Consider the following 16,555-nt stretch of genomic DNA (forward strand, 5'->3'; position numbering starts at 1 on the left):
CGGAGCGAAGAAAATTTTGGTGGGCCCTGAGTGATTCGAACACTCGACCAACGGATTAAGAGTCCGCTGCTCTACCAACTGAGCTAAGAGCCCGCCGGAGTAAACCGGAGGATGGCTCCGAAGCGATCGGAGCGAAGAAAATTTTGGTGGGCCCTGAGTGATTCGAACACTCGACCAACGGATTAAGAGTCCGCTGCTCTACCAGCTGAGCTAAGAGCCCCACACCACGCATGCGCTGCAAGCGAGACCGCAATTATGCGTCATTTCTGAATGCCTCGCAGCAAAACACGGGATTTTTTCAGTTCGATGTGTTGCGGCGCTGCAGTTCCACGAACAGGCCCGCCTGATCCAGATCCCCGAGCCCGTGCTCGACGCCGTCCGCATACAGCTGCCCCAGCAGGGCGGTAATGGGCGCGTCAAAGCCGATTTCCCCGGCGGTCGCCATGGCATTGCGCATGTCCTTGAGCTGCACCGTCATGCGGCCGCGCGGCGCAAAGTCGTGTTGCACCATGCGCTGGCCATGCACCTGCAGGATGCGGCTGTCGGCAAAGCCGCCCGAGATGGCTTCGCGCACCTTGGCCGGGTCGGCGCCGCCGCGCTCGGCCAGCAGCAGGGCCTCGGCCACGGCGCCTATGGTGATGCCCACGATCATCTGATTGGCGAGCTTGGTCAGCTGGCCCGTGCCATGTGGCCCCACATGGGTGGCGCGGCCCAGGGCCGCGAACAAGGGCAGGGCGCGCGCGAAGTCGGCAGCCTCGCCGCCGGCCATGATGGCCAGCGTGCCGGCCTCGGCACCCAAGGTACCGCCCGAGACGGGCGCGTCGAGATGCTGCACGCCCAGCGCCAGCAGCCGATCCGCATGCTCGCGCGCCTCGCGCGGCTGGATCGAGGCCATGTCGATGAACAGCGAGCCCTTGGGCATGGCGGCGGCCACGCCCAGCTTGAACAGCACCTCGCCCACGATGGCGCCGTTCTCGAGCAGGCTTACCGCAAAGTCCACGCCGCACACCGCGTCGGCGGCCTGGTCGTGGATGGTGACGCCGTCGGCGGCCAGGGGCTCGGCCTTGGCGCGCGTGCGGTTCCAGGCGTGGACTTCATGGCCGGCCTGGGCCAGGCGGCGCGCCATGGGCAGGCCCATCATGCCGGTGCCCAGAACCGCGATTTTCATTCCAGTGCTCATTGCCTTGCCTTCCTTGGATCTCTTGTATGAATGCACACATGCTAAGGCCTATTGCCGGCCGCAATCGCAGGCTGGGGCACAGATCAGTTGTGCCTGAAGCGGACGGAACCGGAGTCGGAAACAGCAAGGGCAGCCTAAGCTGCCCTTGATGCTTTTTTTGGAGGTTCACCTTCGCGCCGGTGAGAGCGCTTTGCGCGCTTACATCAGCAGGTGTTCGCCCTGGTTTTCGCCGCCCAGGATCACGTAGTTGACCTTGCGGATGTCCATGAGCTTCTTGCCGCCCGAGTAGCTGATGGAGGACTGCACGTCCTGCTGCATCTCGATCAGGGTTTCGGCCAGCGTGCCCTTGACGGGCTCCAGGATGCGCTTGCCTTCCACATGCTTGTACTCGCCCTTGTTGAAGTCCGAGGCCGAGCCGTAGTACTCCTTGTACAGCTGGCCGTCCACTTCCACGGTCTGGCCCGGCGATTCCTCGTGGCCCGCGAACAGCGAACCTATCATCACCATGGTGGCGCCGAAGCGCACGCTCTTGGCGATGTCGCCATGGCTGCGTATGCCCCCGTCGGCAATGATGGGCTTGGTGGCCACGCGAGCGCACCACTTGAGCGCCGACAGCTGCCAGCCGCCCGTGCCGAAGCCGGTCTTGAGCTTGGTGATGCAGACCTTGCCCGGGCCGATACCGACCTTGGTCGCGTCGGCGCCCCAGTTTTCCAGATCAATCACGGCTTCGGGTGTGCCCACGTTGCCGGCGATCACGAAGGCAGCAGGGATCTTGGCCTTCAGATACTCGATCATGTTCTTGACGCTGTCGGCATGGCCGTGGGCGATGTCGATGGTGATGTATTCGGGGCAGATGCCGTCGGCCACAAAGCGGTCCACGATTTCGTAGTCAGGCTTTTTCACGCCCAGCGAGATCGAGGCGTACAGTCCCTTGGACTGCATCTCCTTGGTGAAAGCCACGTTGTCGATGTCGAAACGGTGCATCACATAGAAGTAGCCGTTCTGTGCGAGATAGGTACAGATCTTCTCGTCCACCACCGTTTTCATGTTGGCGGGAACGACCGGCAGTTTGAAGCTGCGGCCGCCCAGCTGCACGCTGGTGTCACATTCCGAGCGGCTTTCCACGCGGCACTTGCGGGGCAGCAAAAGAATGTTGTCGTAGTCGAAGATTTCCATGGTTCCAAGCTCCGGAAAGGTCACGGCGGGAATCTCACCCGCCTCAATTTTCGAGGATAGGCGCTTGGCTTGGAGACCGGCTTTTTGCAGCGCTGGCTGGCAGCGGGCAAAAAAAACCGGACCTCAAAAAACTTGGGCCCGGTGATTGATTGTACCCCTGCCGCAATCCTGCTACCCAGCAGGGTGATTGCGGCAGGGGTACCTAAATGGATTCAGGGCCGCCATGTGCCGCGGCAGCCGGCAGCGCTGGTTCGGCGGGCTCGGCCTGGTGCTCGCTGGCCAGCAGCATGTACATGGCCGGCACCACGAACAGGGTGAACAGGGTGCCTATCGACAGGCCCGTGAAAATGACCAGGCCCATCGCCTGGCGGCCGGCCGCACCGGCGCCCGAGGCGATCACCAGCGGCACCACGCCGAACACCATGGCGGCGGTCGTCATCAGGATAGGCCGCAGGCGCAGCGACGTGGCTTGCTGGATGGCCTCGAGCTTGCCCAGGCCGCGCTTGCGCGCCTGGTTGGCAACCTCGACGATCAGGATGCCGTGCTTGCTGATCAGGCCCATCAAGGTCACCAGCCCGACCTCGGTGTAGATGTTCATCGACGCAAAGCCGAGGAAGATGAAGATCAACGCGCCGAACAGCGCCAGCGGCACCGACACCAGGATCACCGTGGGATCGCGGAAGCTCTCGAACTGCGCGGCCAGCGCCAGGAACACGATGATCACCGCAAACATCATCGTCACCAGAAAGCCGCCCGATTCCTGCATGAACTGGCGCGACTGGCCTGCGTAGTCGACGGTGTAGCCGCTAGGAGCCACTTCCTTCACGGTGTTGCGCATGAACTCCAGCACCTCGCCCTGCGAGGCGCCCGACACTCCCGATATCGTGGCCGAGTTGAGCTGCTGGAAGCGTGTGATGGACTCGGGAACCACGTCGTAGCGGATGCTGGCCACGGTGTTCGCCGGGATCATGCTGCCGCTGGGCGTGCGGATATAGAAATTGAGCACTTCCGCCGGGTTGAGTCGGTCCACCTGCAGCACCTGCGGAATCACCTTGTACGAGCGGCCGGCGATGGAGAAGTAGTTGACATAGCCGCCGCCCAGCGCCGCGCCGAGGGCGGCGCCCACATCCTGCTGCGTCATGCCCAGCGCGGCGATCTTGTCGCGATCGACCACCACGGTGGCCTGTGGCTTGTCGATCTTGAGGTCGGCATCGACGAAGTAGAACATGTTCGACGCCCGCGCCTTGTCCAGCACCTGCTGCACCACCGAGTTGAGGTTTTCGAACGGCTCGGTGGTGGTGACGATGAACTGCACCGGCAGGCCGGATGACCCCGGCAACGCCGGGAACTGGAACGCTGCCACGCGCGCGCCGGCGATCTGGTTCCACTGCGCCTGCAGGTCCTGCTGGATCTGATGGGCGCTGCGGCTGCGCTGGTCCCAGGTTTTCAGCAGCACGCCGCCTATGCCCTGATTCACCGTCGGCACGCCGGTGATCTGGAACATCTGTTTGTATTCAGGGAGGGATTTCCCGACCTTGAAGGCATGCTCGGCATAGGTCTGCATCTGGTCGGCGGTGGCCGTGGGCGGGCCGACGATCTGCGCCAGAACCAGGCCCTGGTCCTCCTCGGGCGCCAGTTCGGACTTGGACATCTTGAACATCACGCCCAGCAGGCAAAACAGGATGAAGGCCATCACGATCAGCACCGGGTAGGTCAGGAGCAGGCTGTGCAGCAGGCGCTGGTAGCCGTGGCGCAGCTTCTCGAAAATCCGGTCTATGGCCTGTGCCAAGCGGCCGCTGTCCTGCGAGGGCCTGAAGAAGCGCGAGCACATCATGGGCGACAGCGTCAGCGCGACCACGCCCGACACCGCCACCGCCGAGGCCAGCGTGAACGCGAATTCGGTGAACAGCGCGCCGGTCAGTCCGCCCTGAAAGCCTATAGGCACGTACACCGCGATCAGCACCACCGTCATCGCCAGGATGGGGCTGCCGAGCTCGCGCGCCGCCAGCAGCGCCGCCTCCAGCGGTGGCCGGCCTTCCTCCTTCATGTGGCGGTCCACGTTTTCGACCACGATGATCGCATCGTCCACCACCAGCCCGATGGCCAGCACCAGGGCGAGCAGGGTCAGCAGGTTGATCGAGTAGCCCAGCATCAGCATCATGAAGAAGGTGCCGATCAGCGACAGGGGCATGGCGATCACCGGTACCACCACGGCGCGCAGGCTGCCTAGGAACAGGAAGATCACCACCGTGACGATCGCCAGCGCCTCGGCCAGCGTCTTCACCACTTCGAAGATCGAGGTGTTGATGAAATCGGTCGAGTCGTAGACGATCTCGCCGACCAGGCCGGTCGGCAGCTGGGAGCGGATGTCCGGGAACGCCTCGCGCACGCGCTTGGCCACGTCGAGGATGTTGGCCTCGGGCGCGACCTTGATGCCGATGAAGACCGAGCGCACGCCGCTGAATGCCACGTTGAAGTCGTAGTTCTCGGAGCCCAGCGTGACGGTGGCCACGTCCTCGAGCCGCACGATCGCATCGCCGTTTTGCTTGACCGCGAGCTTCTTGAATTCGTCCACCGAATGCAGGTCGGTGCCGGCGGTCAGCGGCACCGTCACCATCTGGCCCTTGGTCGCGCCCAGTGCAGCCAGGAAGTTGTTGGCGGCCAGCGCCTGGCTCACGTCGGCAGCGGTGACGCCATGCGCGGCAAGCTTGCCGGCATCGAGCCAGGCGCGCAGTGCAAACTGGCGTGCGCCGAGCAGTTCGGCGGTCTGCACGCCCTGGATGGAGTCGAGCTTGGGTTTGACCGCGCGCGACAGGAAGTCGGTGACGTTGTTGGTCGGCAGCGTGTCGCTGTAGAAGCCCATGTACATCGCGTCGGTGGTCTGGCCGGTGGCGACCGTCAGCACGGGGGTCTGCGCCTGCGCGGGCAGCTGGTTCTTGACCGAGTTGACCTGGCTGCTGATCTCGGTCAGCGCGCGGTTGCCGTCGTAGTTCAGGCGCAGCGTGGCGGTGATGACCGAGACGCCGCTGGCGCTCGACGACGCCAGGTAGTCTATGCCTTGGGCCTGGGCGATCGCCGATTCCAGCGGCTGGGTGATGAAGCCGGCCACGGTCTGGGCGTCGGCGCCGTAGTAGGTGGTGGAGATCGTGACCACCGCATTCTGCGTTCTCGGGAACTGGTTGACCGGCAGGCCAAAGAGCGAGCGCAGCCCCAGCACCACCAGCAGCAGGCTGACCACCATGGCCAGTACCGGCCGGCGAATGAAGATGTCGGTGAATTTCATGGTCGGGCCTTCACCGTTCCTGCGGGCTGGGGTTGGCGCTGTTGGCCGGCTGCACCTTGTTGTCGACCACGACCGGCGTGCCGTTCTTGAGCTTGAGCTGGCCGCTGGTGACGACCTCCTGGCCTTCCTCTATGCCCTTCAGGATGGCGACCTGGTCGCCGCGCGTCTCTCCGGTGGTCACGAACACCTGCTGCGCCACCAGCGCGCCTGCGGGCGGGGCGCTCTTCTCCTCCTTGCCGCCCGGCGCGGGCTGGGCCTCGGCCGGCTTCAAGATGAACACGGTCGCGCCGTAGGGGTTGTAGGTGATCGCGGTCTGCGGCAGCGTGAGGTGGCGCTGCTTTTCGCCGACGTCGACGCTGGCGCGCGCGAACATTCCGGGCAGCAGCCGGAGCTGCGGGTTGGCGATCGTGGCCTGGAGCAGCACGTTGCGTGTGCTCGGGTCGACCTTGGGGTTGATGGATGTGATCTTGCCGGCGAACACTTCATCGGCGAAGGCATCGGTCGCCACGTTCACGACCTGGCCTGCGGAGAGTCCGGCGATCTGCTTTTGCGGGGCCGAGAAGTTGGCGTAGATCGGGTCTATAGTCTGCAGCGTGACGATGGTGTCGCCCGGGTTCAGGTATTGGCCAGGATTGACCGTGGTGATACCCAGCCGCCCCGAGAACGGTGCGCGTATGGTTTTCTTGGCCACGAGTGCTTGCTGCTGGGCCACCAGCGCGCGGCGGCTCTTGAGATCGGCCAGGTCGTTGTCGACCTGGGCCTGGCTGATGGCCTGGCCCGCGAGCTGCGCCTGATCACGCTTGAGCGTGAGGGCCGACAGCTCGGCCGCGGCCTGCAGCGAATTGAGCTGGGCCAGGTCGGAGTCGGCGTTGAGCTGCACCAGCAGATCTCCGGCCTTCACATCCTGACCCGACCTGAAGTGCAGGCTGCGCACCAGGCCTGCGATCTCGGTCGTCACGTCGACACCGCGCACCGCGACCAGGGTGCCGACCGAGGCGATCTGGGGCTGCCATTCCAGCGTTTGGGCCTTGATGGTCGAGACGGTCTGCGGCCCCGGCTTGGGCGAGCTGGCGATGAGGCCGCGGATGTGCAGGAAAAAGCCCAGCGCCAGCACGGCCACCAGCACCAGCAGGCCCCCGATCATGATGAGCATCCGCTTGGTCATGAGATCCCCTGTTGCGTTATTGGGTTGTTTGCTCCGTCAGCGCACCGGCGCCAGGGCAGGGCGCTGCGTGACGGCCGCCGTGCCGGGTTGCGAGGTGTCGGCCAGGGCCGGCGCGTTCCACCAGCCGCCGCCCAGCGCCTGGAACAGTGCGGCCGTGTCGGCGTAGCGCGCCGCCTGGGCCTGCACCAGGCCGATCCGGGTTTGCTGGTAGGTGCGCTGGGCGTCGAGCAGTTGCAGGTAGCTCGCCGCACCCAGCTTGTATTGCTCGTTCGTCAACGCCAGCGCTTCGCGCGCCAGCGCTTCGGTCTGTGCCTGGGTGCTCAGCGCCTGGGCATCGGACTCGATCGCGCGCAGCGCATCGGCCACGTTTTGGAAGGCGCCCAGCACCGTCGCCTGGTATTGGGCCTGGGCCTGGTCGTAGGCGGCCACGGCCGCCCGCTTCTTGGCGCTCAGCGCGCCGCCGTTGAAGATGGGCTGGGTCAGGCCCGCGGCCAGGCTCCAGATCGTGGCCGCCCCCGTGAACAGTTGGCTGGCTAGGCTGCTGCTGGTGCCGTAGCCGGCGCTCAGGTTGAGTTGCGGGTATTGCGCCGCGGTCGCCACGCCGACCTGCGCGCTGGCTTCGTGCAGCAGCGCCTCGTTGGCGCGGATATCGGGGCGCTGGCGCACCAGCGAGGACGGCAGGCTGAGCGGCAGCTCCTGCGGCAGCTGCAGCGAGTCGAGCTCGAATTCGGGCAGGCCCAGCTCGCTCGGCGGCTTGCCGGCGTAGACCGATAGCTGGTGCCGCGTCTGTGCCAGCGCTTTTTCGAGCGGCGGGACGGTCGCGCGCGTCTGCGTGACCTGGGTGCGCTGCGCCAGTACCGCCGAGCGCGCCACGGCGCCGGCGTTGAACTGCAGGTTCACCACCGAGAGCTGCTTTTCCTGCAGCGCCAGCACCTCGCGCGTGGCCTGCAGCTGCGCGCGCAGCGAGGCCTCGCGGATCGCCGTGGTGACAAGGTTGGATGTCAGCGCCAGATAGCTTGCCTCGACCTGGAAGCGCTGGTAGTCGACGGCGGCCGCCAGGCCTTCGAGCGCGCGTCGGTTGCCGCCGAACAGGTCCAGCGTGTAGCCCACATTGACCGAGGCGTTGTACAGGTTGAAGTCGGCCACGCCTGCGCTGGTGTTGGTGTTCGCGCGCTCCCGCTGCGCGCCCAGTTGCAGCCCGACGTTCGGGTATTGCAGCGCGCCGGTCTGGGCATTGAGCGTTTCCTGAGCTTGGCGCAATGCCGCCTGCGCGGCTGCGAGGTTCGGGCTTTGCGCAAGCGCCGCACGGATCAACTGGTCCAGCGCGTCCGAATGGAACAGCGACCACCACTGTGCCGGAATGTCCCGTCCCGGCAGCAGGCGCTGCGCTGCGCCCCCGGTGCCCGGCGCCGACACGGTCTCTTGCACCACCGGCGTGGGCGTGTAGGAATTGTCGGTCACTGCGGCCGGCAGCTCGGGCGATGTGAAGTCGGGTCCGACCGCGCAGCCGCCGAGCAGCACGGCGGCTGCAAGGCCCAGCCGCAGGCTGGCGGGCGCGGCCGCCGCTGCGGGAATGGCATGGCTGTCGGCTCTGGACATGGCGATCCTCTGCGAGAGTGACATGGCGAATCCACCCTGCCCGATCCCCGTCCTGTCGCCACCCGAGCAATGCGTCTGCGATGCAGCAAGGAGAAAGGCCAGAGGCCTATGGTAATTCCTAACCACACAAACTGCGCAAGCAGGCCTAGTTTCTACAATGTAAGGATGTTCCCTCTAGACCTGCTTTCCGGCAGTGCGCCGGTGCCTGACGCCGCACATGCTTCTCCCTTGCTGGCCCATTTGAATGAAGAACAGTTGGCGGCCGTCACCCTGCCGGCGGGGCACGCGCTCATCCTGGCCGGTGCGGGCTCGGGCAAGACCCGGGTGCTGACCACGCGCATCGCCTGGCTGCTGCAGACCGGCCAGGCCACGCCGGGCTCCATCATGGCCGTGACCTTCACCAACAAGGCTGCCAAGGAGATGCTGGCGCGCCTGTCGGCCATGCTGCCCTATAACGTGCGCGGCATGTGGATAGGCACGTTCCACGGCCTGTGCAACCGCATGCTGCGCGCCCATTACCAGGCGGCCGGGCTGCCGCAGGCCTTCCAGATTCTCGACACCCAGGACCAGCTCTCGGCCATCAAGCGGCTGTGCAAGCAGTTCAATGTGGACGACGAGCGTTTTCCGCCCAAGCAGCTGATGTATTTCATCGCCGGTTGCAAGGAGGAGGGCAAGCGCCCCGGCGATATCGAGGCCATAGACCCCGACACGAAGAAGAAGGTCGAGATCTACCAGCTTTACGAGGAGCAGTGCCGGCGCGAAGGCGTGGTGGACTTCGGCGAGCTGATGCTGCGCAGCTACGAGCTGCTGCGTGACGATGTGCATCTGCGCCAGCATTACCAGCGCCGCTTCCAGCATATTTTGGTGGACGAGTTCCAGGACACCAACAAGCTGCAGTACCAGTGGCTCAAGCAGCTGGCGGGCAACGAGGTCGGCGGCCGCTATGCGTCCAGCTCCAGCGTGATTGCCGTGGGCGACGACGACCAGAGCATCTATGCCTTCCGCGGCGCGCGCGTGGGCAATATGGCTGATTTCATCCGCGAGTTCGAGGTCAGGCAGCAGATCAAGCTGGAGCAGAACTACCGCAGCTACAGCAATATCCTGGACTGCGCCAATGCGCTGATCAGCCACAACAGCAATCGCTTGGGCAAGAATCTGCGCACCACCCAGGGCCCGGGCGAGCCCGTGCGCATCTACGAAGCGCCCAGCGACCTGGCCGAAGCCTCGTGGATGGTCGACGAGATCAAGCAGCTGGTGAAGAACGACGGCTTCACGCGCCAGGAAATCGCCGTGCTCTATCGCAGCAATGCGCAAAGCCGGGTGATCGAATCGGCGCTGTTCAATGCCGCCATTCCCTATCGCGTCTATGGCGGGCTGCGCTTTTTCGAGCGTGCCGAAATCAAGCATGCGCTGGCCTATCTGCGCCTCTTGGAGAACCCGCACGATGACACCAGCTTCATGCGCGTGGTGAACTTCCCCGCGCGCGGCATAGGCGCGCGCACCATCGAGCTGCTGCAGGATGCGGCGCGCAGCAGCGGTTGCTCGCTCAGCGATGCCGTCACGGCCGTGGGCGGCTCGGCCGGCACCAAGCTGCAGGGCTTTGTGGCGCAGATCGATGTGCTGCGCGAGCAGACCCAAGGGCGGACGCTGCGCGAGATCATCGAGACCGTGGAAGAGCAAAGCGGGCTGATCGAGCATTACCGCAATGAAAAAGAAGGAGCGGACCGCATAGAGAACCTGCAGGAGCTGGTGACGGCGGCCGAGAGCTTCGTCACCCAGGAAGGCTTTGGCCGAGACGCCGTGGCGCTGCCGCTGGACGAGCAGCAGGGCGCATCGCTGCTGAACCAGTCGCCGGTGAGCCAGGGGCTGGACTCGAATCTGCCGCTGCTCGACGAGGCGCTCAAGCCGCCCGTGGGCACGGTGGCCTCCATGGTCAACGCCGATACCGGCGAGACCCTGTCGCCGCTGCAGGCCTTTCTGGTGCATGCGGCGCTTGAAGCCGGCGACAACCAGGCCCAGGCTGGGCAGGACGCGGTACAGCTGATGACCGTGCATGCGAGCAAGGGCCTGGAGTTCGACGCCGTGTTCATCGGCGGCGTGGAGGAGGGGCTGTTTCCGCACGAGAACGCCATGATGGACCGCGGTGGCCTCGAGGAAGAGCGTCGCCTGGCCTATGTGGCCATCACGCGTGCGCGCCAGCGTCTGTACCTCAGCCATTCGCAGACCCGCATGCTGCATGGTCAGACGCGCTACAACGTCAAGAGCCGCTTCTTCGACGAACTGCCCGAGGAGGCGCTCAAGTGGATCACGCCCAGGCAAAGCGGTTTTGGCACGTTTGCTCCTAATTCGGGTGCTTATGGCGCTTATGGAGCAAAGGGTTCGGAGCAGTTCGGCTCGAACTCTGGCTGGGGTGGCAAGTCCGAGGTCTTTGCCAGCCCGCCCGTGCCCCAGCAGAAAGCCCAGCCTTCCCATGGCATCAAGGCCGGACTCAAAGTGTTCCACAACAAATTCGGCGAGGGCAAGGTGCTGGCCGTCGAAGGCACGGGCGACGATGCGCGTGCCCAGGTCAGCTTTGGCCGCCACGGCACCAAATGGCTGGCGCTGTCCATCGCCAAGCTCACCGTGGTGGATTGAGTCCCGGGCTTGCCTGGCGAGCCCGTCGATCAAGAGCCGTTTGCGCATGCAGCAAACGGCTCTTGCATAGGGGGTGCCGGATCCGGTCCTGGCTTGAGCCAAGAAAAAGCCCCGGCAGGCCGGGGCTGGGAATCAGAACTCCGGGGCCGGTGGCTCCGACGGTCCGGCCTGGTCGGTCACCTCGTCGGGCGGGCTGAAGCAGTCGCGGAAGGTGAAGACGATGGAGGTAAAGAACATGGCTGCGAGCATCAGCGCCGTGGCCACCATGATGCCGCCGGCCACGCTGCCGATCAGCGCGGCCAGAATGCCGGTGACCATGGCCAGCAGCATGCCGCAGGCCAGAAACACGCCCATCCAGCACAGGCCGAAGACGATGTAGGCGCCGATATTGCGCATGCAGGCCACAAAGCTGAAGAACAGCGATTTGACGGGGCTGATGTTGTGCCAGTGGATCAGCGCCGGCGCATGCCAGAAGGCCAGCGACAGCGGCAGGTAGAGGAACATGCTCAGCCACATGGCAGACTGGAAGTCGGGATCCTCGGCCAGCTCGCGCGACATCGGGGTCTGGCCCAGGTAGACGCTGGCAAACGTGCCGCCGTCGATGATGCTGGAGGCGCCGATGATGAGCAGAAAGCCCGCGGCGTAGAGGCCGCCCAGCATCAGCATGGAGTGCAGATGCTGGCTGCCGGAGCGGAAGGCCACCAGAAGCAAGGCCGGACTGGGCTTGCGGCCATGGGCGGCCTCCGAGGCCGCGACCATCATGGTCAGCGAGACGCAGGGCAGCAGGGCCAGGGCGATGACGGGACCGATAAGGGGCAGGGCGGTGATCAGCGACATGCTGGCCATGCCCAGAAAGAACAGGGCAGCCAGGGCCAGCGGCTGGCTCTTGAAAGTGCGCAGGCCGAGCTGTACCCACTGCAAGCCAGTACGGGCGGGAACGATTTGAAGTTTCATTGAGGAGGCTGGAATACTCTTGCCAAGTGTTGCAAAAGCCGCTTCTGCACTGTACCCGAGTCGGCCCGGCGGGGCCATCAATAGCCCCGTGCAGATATGCAACTTGGCGACGGCGGCAGCGGCTCAGTCCAGTGCCAGAGGATGGGCGATGCGCTGGCTCAGCACGCGCTCGAAGTGCGTGGGGTCGTGGGGCTGGAGCAGCGAGGCTTCGCGCGGCAGGTGGAAGTCCCAGAGGCGGGAAATCCAGAAACGCAGGGCGCCGGCGCGCAGCTGGGCATTGAGCAGCTCTCTCTCGGCCGCGCTCAGCGGGCGCACGGCCTGGTAGGCCGCGAGCATGGCCTTGGCACGCGCGGCGTCGTGGGCACCTGTTGCGTGATCGATACACCAGTCGTTCAGGCACACGGCCAGGTCGAACAGCCAGGTGTCGATGCCCGCGAAGTAGAAGTCGAAGAAGCCGGTAAGCCTGTCGCCCTCGAACATCACGTTGTCGCGGAACAGGTCCGCATGCACCGGGCCGCGCGGCAGGGCCGCATAGGCGGGCGAGGCCGCCACATGGTTCTGGTAGGCGAGTTCGGCACGCAGCAGGTCGGCGGCCGCGGCGTCCAGATAGGGCAGGACCACGGGCACGGTCTCGTTCCACCAGGGCAGGCCGCGTAGATTGGGCTGGCTGCGGTCGTAATCCTGTCCGGCCAGGTGCATGCGCGCCAGCATGTCGCCCACGGCGGCGCAGTGCACGGGGGTGGGGGCCAGCTCGCTCCTGCCGGCCAGGCGGTTGACGATGGCCGCCGGCTTGCCGCAGACGCGCAGCAGAATGTCGCCGCTGCGGGTTTCGGCCTGCGGGTCGGGCACGGGAATGCCGGCCTGGGCCAGGTGCTTCATCAGATACAAATAGAACGGCAGTTGTTCGGCGCTCAGGCGTTCGAATAGCGTGAGCACCCATTCACCCTGGTCGGTAGTCAGAAAGTAATTGGTGTTTTCAATGCCGCCCTGAATACCCCGCAGTTCTTTCAAGGCGCCAAGGGACATGCGGCGCAGCAGCTCGCGCGCATCTTTTTCAGAGACTTCGGTGAAAACAGCCATGATGCAAAGAGCCGGTCTGCGACCGGCCGGGACTAACGGTTTGGGGTTCTATATGCAACAGGGCAGTGCTCCTAAGCACTGCCCTGTCAGGGATGGTCTGGCGCGCGGCGCCTTAAAACTTGATCAGGTTCCAGACACGCGTGCCCGTGGTGTCGTTGTTGTTATTGTCGCGGTTGCGCGCGGCGCGGGCGCCGTCGTTGGACTGCACCTCGTACTCGGGCATGGTGCCCACCTTGGGCTGCACGGTGATGCTCTTGGTCTGGCCGCCGACACGGGTTTCATCCACGCGGCTGCCGGCGTCTTCCACATGGATATGTTCTATCCGCTGATTGTGTTTGCCGGTGGCCGCAGAGTTGTCCTCTCGGCCCTGGGGCGCGGGGACCGCGACAGGAGCCTCGGGGGCAGGAGTGGTGGTCTGGGCCAGAACGGATCCGGCGGCCAGGCTCAGGAGGATGAAAAGTGGTGCAGCGCGCATAAGGGGATTGTAGTGGCGCGTGCACAATCTTGGTATGAGCAATTCCAAGACATTGGTGCTGGTGGACGGCTCCAGCTATCTCTACCGCGCCTACCATGCCATGCCCGACCTGCGGGCCGTTCCGGGCGACCCGGCGAGTCCGGCCACGGGGGCCATACGCGGCATGGTGAACATGATGCAGGCGCTGCGCAAGGAGGTGCCGGCCGATTACGCGGTCTGCGTGTTCGATGCCTCGGGCCCGACCTTCCGCGACGAGCTGTACGCCGAATACAAGGCCACGCGCTCGCCCATGCCAGACGACCTGCGCAGCCAGATCGCGCCCATCCACGAAGTGGTGCGGCTGCTGGGCTGGGAGGTGGTGGCCGTGCCCGGCGTGGAGGCCGACGATGTGATCGCCACGCTGGCGCAGACCGCGGCCGCCCAGGGCATTGATGTCATCGTCTCCAGCGGCGACAAGGACCTGAGCCAGCTGGTGGGTGAGCGTGTGACCATCATCGACACCATGAACGGCAAAAAGCGCGACATCGCCGGGGTGACGGCGGAGTTCGGCGTGCCGCCGGCGCTGATGATCGACTACCAGGCCCTGGTCGGCGACACCGTGGACAATGTGCCGGGCGTGACCAAGGTGGGCCCCAAGACCGCCGCCAAATGGTTGGAGGAATACGGTTCGCTGGATAATTTGATAGCTAATGCCGCAAGCATCAAGGGCGTTGCGGGCCAGAACCTGCGCGATGCCGTCGCCAGCGGTCAGCTGGCGCTGAGCCGCCAGCTGGTGACCATGAAGACCGATTGCGATCTGTCCGGCTATATCGGCGGCCTGCCGCAGCTCGACGCCGTGACCCTGGCCGAGCCCGACAATGCGGCGCTTGCGCCTTTCTATGAAAAATACGGCTTCAAGGGCCTGGCACGGACGGCCGCAGCGGCCAGCCCCGAGGCCGCGCCCCAGAAGGCGGCAGAGGCCCAGGGCGGCCTGTTCGACGCCGAAGACGCTGAGACCACCGAGATCGCTGTCGCGGCCCAGCAGCGCGATGTGGTCTACCACACCATTCTGGACGAGGCCGAGCTGGACGCCTGGCTGGCCAGGATCGACGCGGCCGAGCTGACGGCTCTGGACACCGAAACCGACTCGCTGGACGAGATGGTGGCGCAGATCGTCGGCATTTCCTTCAGCGTGCAGGTGGGCGAGGCGGCCTATATCCCGTTGCGTCACGAAGGACTGGAGGCGCCGGAGCAGCTGGACATGGCTCGGGTGCTGGCCAAGCTCAAGCCCTGGCTGGAAGATGCTGGCAAGAAGAAGCTGGGCCAGCATGTGAAGTACGACCAGCATGTGTTTGCCAACCACGGCATCACGGTGCGCGGCTATGCGCACGACACCATGCTGCAGTCCTATGTGCTCGAAGTGCACCGCCCGCACAATCTGACGAGTCTCGCGCTGCGCCATGTGAACCGCACCGGCATCAGCTACGAGGACCTGTGCGGCAAGGGCAAGAACCAGATTCCGTTTGCCCATGTGGCCGTCGAGAAAGCCGCGGCCTACAGCTGCGAGGACTCGGACCAGACCCTGGACGTGCATGGCGTGCTCTGGCCGCAGATCCAGGCCCATCCCGGCCTGCTGCATATCTACGAGCTGGAGATCCAGACCAGCGAAGCGCTGTTCCGCATGGAGCGCAACGGCGTGCGCATCGACGCGGGCGAGCTGGCGCGCCAGAGCAACGACCTGGGGGCGCGCATTCTGCAGCTGGAGAACGAGGCCTACGAGATCGCGGGCCAGCAGTTCAATCTCTCCAGCCCCAAGCAGCTGGGCGAAATCTTCTTCGACAAGCTGGGCCTGCCCGTGGTGAAGAAAACCGCCACCGGTGCGCGCAGCACCGATGAGGAGGTGCTGGAGAAGCTGGCCGAGGATTACCCGCTGCCGGCCAAGATTCTGGAACACCGTTCGCTGTCCAAGCTCAAGGGGACCTATACCGACAAGCTGGCGCAGATGGCTTTGCCCAGCGACGGTCGTGTCCACACCCACTATGCGCAGGCCGTGGCCGTCACGGGCCGGCTGTCCAGCAACGACCCGAATCTGCAGAACATTCCCGTGCGCACGCCCGAGGGCCGGCGCATACGCGAGGCCTTTGTGGCGCCCGAGGGCAAGCTCATCGCCAGCGCCGACTACTCGCAGATCGAGCTGCGCATCATGGCCCACCTCAGCGGCGACGAGGCGCTGCTGCAGGCCTTCCGCCAGGGCCTGGACGTGCACCGCGCCACGGCGGCCGAGGTGTTCGGCGTCGAGCTCGACCAGGTCAGCAGCGAGCAGCGCCGCTATGCAAAGGTCATCAACTTCGGCCTGATCTACGGCATGAGCAGCTTCGGTCTGGCCAAAAACCTGGGCATAGAGACCAAGGCCGCGGCCGCCTATATCGACAAATACTTCCAGCGCTATCCGGGCGTGAAGCGCTATATGGACGAAACCGTGGAGCTGGCCCACAGCCAGGGCTATGTGGAGACCGTCTTCGGCCGGCGCCTGTACCTGCCCGAGATCAACGGCGGCAACGGCCCGCGCAAAAAAGCGGCCGAACGCGCGGCCATCAACGCGCCCATGCAGGGCACGGCGGCCGATCTGATCAAGAAGGCCATGGTGGCCGTGCAGGCCAGGCTGGATGAAGAGAGGCCGAACATCAAGGTCATCATGCAGGTGCATGACGAACTGGTGTTCGAGCTGCCGCTGGCCGAGCAGGACTGGGTCAGGAGCGAAGTTCCGGCCCTGATGGCCGGAGTGGCCGATCTGCATGTGCCGCTGCTGGCCGAGATCGGCTTCGGGCCGGACTGGGAAAAAGCGCACTGATTGTTGGAAATCGGAAACACGCGTGCCACGGCCTGCAGGCAGAAACCGTGGCGCGCTGCGCTTGCCATGGCCGGTGGGCACAGGCCTGGAGCAAAAGCCGGCGTTTGTGGTTTTTCAGGAATGTTGTAGGATTTTTTCTACAAACTTGATCGATCTCGCTTGCAGTCGTGCAAGCGCAC

At 65.0% G+C, this 16,555-nt stretch carries 10 protein-coding genes and 2 tRNA genes; 2 read left to right on the plus strand and 10 right to left on the minus strand.

The features are described from left to right. Positions 1-17: 17 nt before the first annotated feature. The 7 genes from AB6724_RS00005 to AB6724_RS00035 all read right to left on the minus strand — a co-directional run bounded on the left by AB6724_RS00005 (position 18) and on the right by AB6724_RS00035 (position 8,403). Positions 18-93, minus strand: a tRNA-Lys gene (locus tag AB6724_RS00005). 51 nt (positions 94-144) lie between these two features. Beyond that, positions 145-220, minus strand: a tRNA-Lys gene (locus tag AB6724_RS00010). Between the two features lie 78 nt (positions 221-298). Further along, complete coding sequence (locus AB6724_RS00015; RefSeq protein ID WP_439329809.1) at positions 299-1,168, minus strand: NAD(P)-dependent oxidoreductase; 870 nt, start codon at positions 1,166-1,168, stop codon at positions 299-301. 210 nt (positions 1,169-1,378) lie between these two features. Then, entirely contained in the window at positions 1,379-2,356 is a 978-nt protein-coding gene (locus AB6724_RS00020; protein WP_369336451.1) for a GMP reductase, read from the minus strand. Between the two features lie 202 nt (positions 2,357-2,558). Continuing rightward, complete coding sequence (locus AB6724_RS00025) at positions 2,559-5,639, minus strand: efflux RND transporter permease subunit (protein ID WP_369336452.1); 3,081 nt, start codon at positions 5,637-5,639, stop codon at positions 2,559-2,561. 10 nt (positions 5,640-5,649) lie between these two features. Then, complete coding sequence (locus AB6724_RS00030) at positions 5,650-6,804, minus strand: efflux RND transporter periplasmic adaptor subunit (protein WP_369336453.1); 1,155 nt, start codon at positions 6,802-6,804, stop codon at positions 5,650-5,652. A gap of 36 nt (positions 6,805-6,840) precedes the next feature. Beyond that, positions 6,841-8,403: an efflux transporter outer membrane subunit gene (locus AB6724_RS00035; RefSeq protein WP_369336454.1), complete on the minus strand. Its 1,563-nt coding sequence runs from the start codon at positions 8,401-8,403 to the stop codon at positions 6,841-6,843. A gap of 165 nt (positions 8,404-8,568) precedes the next feature. Between AB6724_RS00035 and AB6724_RS00040 the strand changes: the two genes are divergently transcribed. Further along, on the plus strand, positions 8,569-11,037 hold the full coding sequence (locus AB6724_RS00040) for a UvrD-helicase domain-containing protein (protein ID WP_369336455.1): 2,469 nt from the start codon (positions 8,569-8,571) through the stop codon (positions 11,035-11,037). 132 nt (positions 11,038-11,169) lie between these two features. Here AB6724_RS00040 and AB6724_RS00045 read toward each other — a convergent pair whose 3' ends face one another. The 3 genes from AB6724_RS00045 to AB6724_RS00055 form a co-directional block, all read right to left on the minus strand. Beyond that, positions 11,170-11,991, minus strand: coding sequence for a BPSS1780 family membrane protein (locus AB6724_RS00045; RefSeq protein ID WP_369336456.1), 822 nt, complete (start codon positions 11,989-11,991; stop codon positions 11,170-11,172). A gap of 123 nt (positions 11,992-12,114) precedes the next feature. Then, positions 12,115-13,071, minus strand: coding sequence for a homoserine kinase (locus AB6724_RS00050; protein ID WP_369336457.1), 957 nt, complete (start codon positions 13,069-13,071; stop codon positions 12,115-12,117). Between the two features lie 112 nt (positions 13,072-13,183). Beyond that, entirely contained in the window at positions 13,184-13,546 is a 363-nt protein-coding gene (locus tag AB6724_RS00055; protein ID WP_369336458.1) for a hypothetical protein, read from the minus strand. 34 nt (positions 13,547-13,580) lie between these two features. On the opposite strand from AB6724_RS00055, the gene polA reads away from it, so the two are divergent. Next, positions 13,581-16,376, plus strand: a complete 2,796-nt coding sequence (gene polA, locus AB6724_RS00060; protein ID WP_369336459.1) for a DNA polymerase I — start codon at positions 13,581-13,583, stop codon at positions 16,374-16,376. The last annotated feature ends 179 nt before the right edge of the window (positions 16,377-16,555 follow it).

The sequence above is a fragment of the Comamonas guangdongensis genome, assembly GCF_041079535.1.
GTDB classification, from domain to species: Bacteria; Pseudomonadota; Gammaproteobacteria; order Burkholderiales; family Burkholderiaceae_C; genus Comamonas; species Comamonas guangdongensis.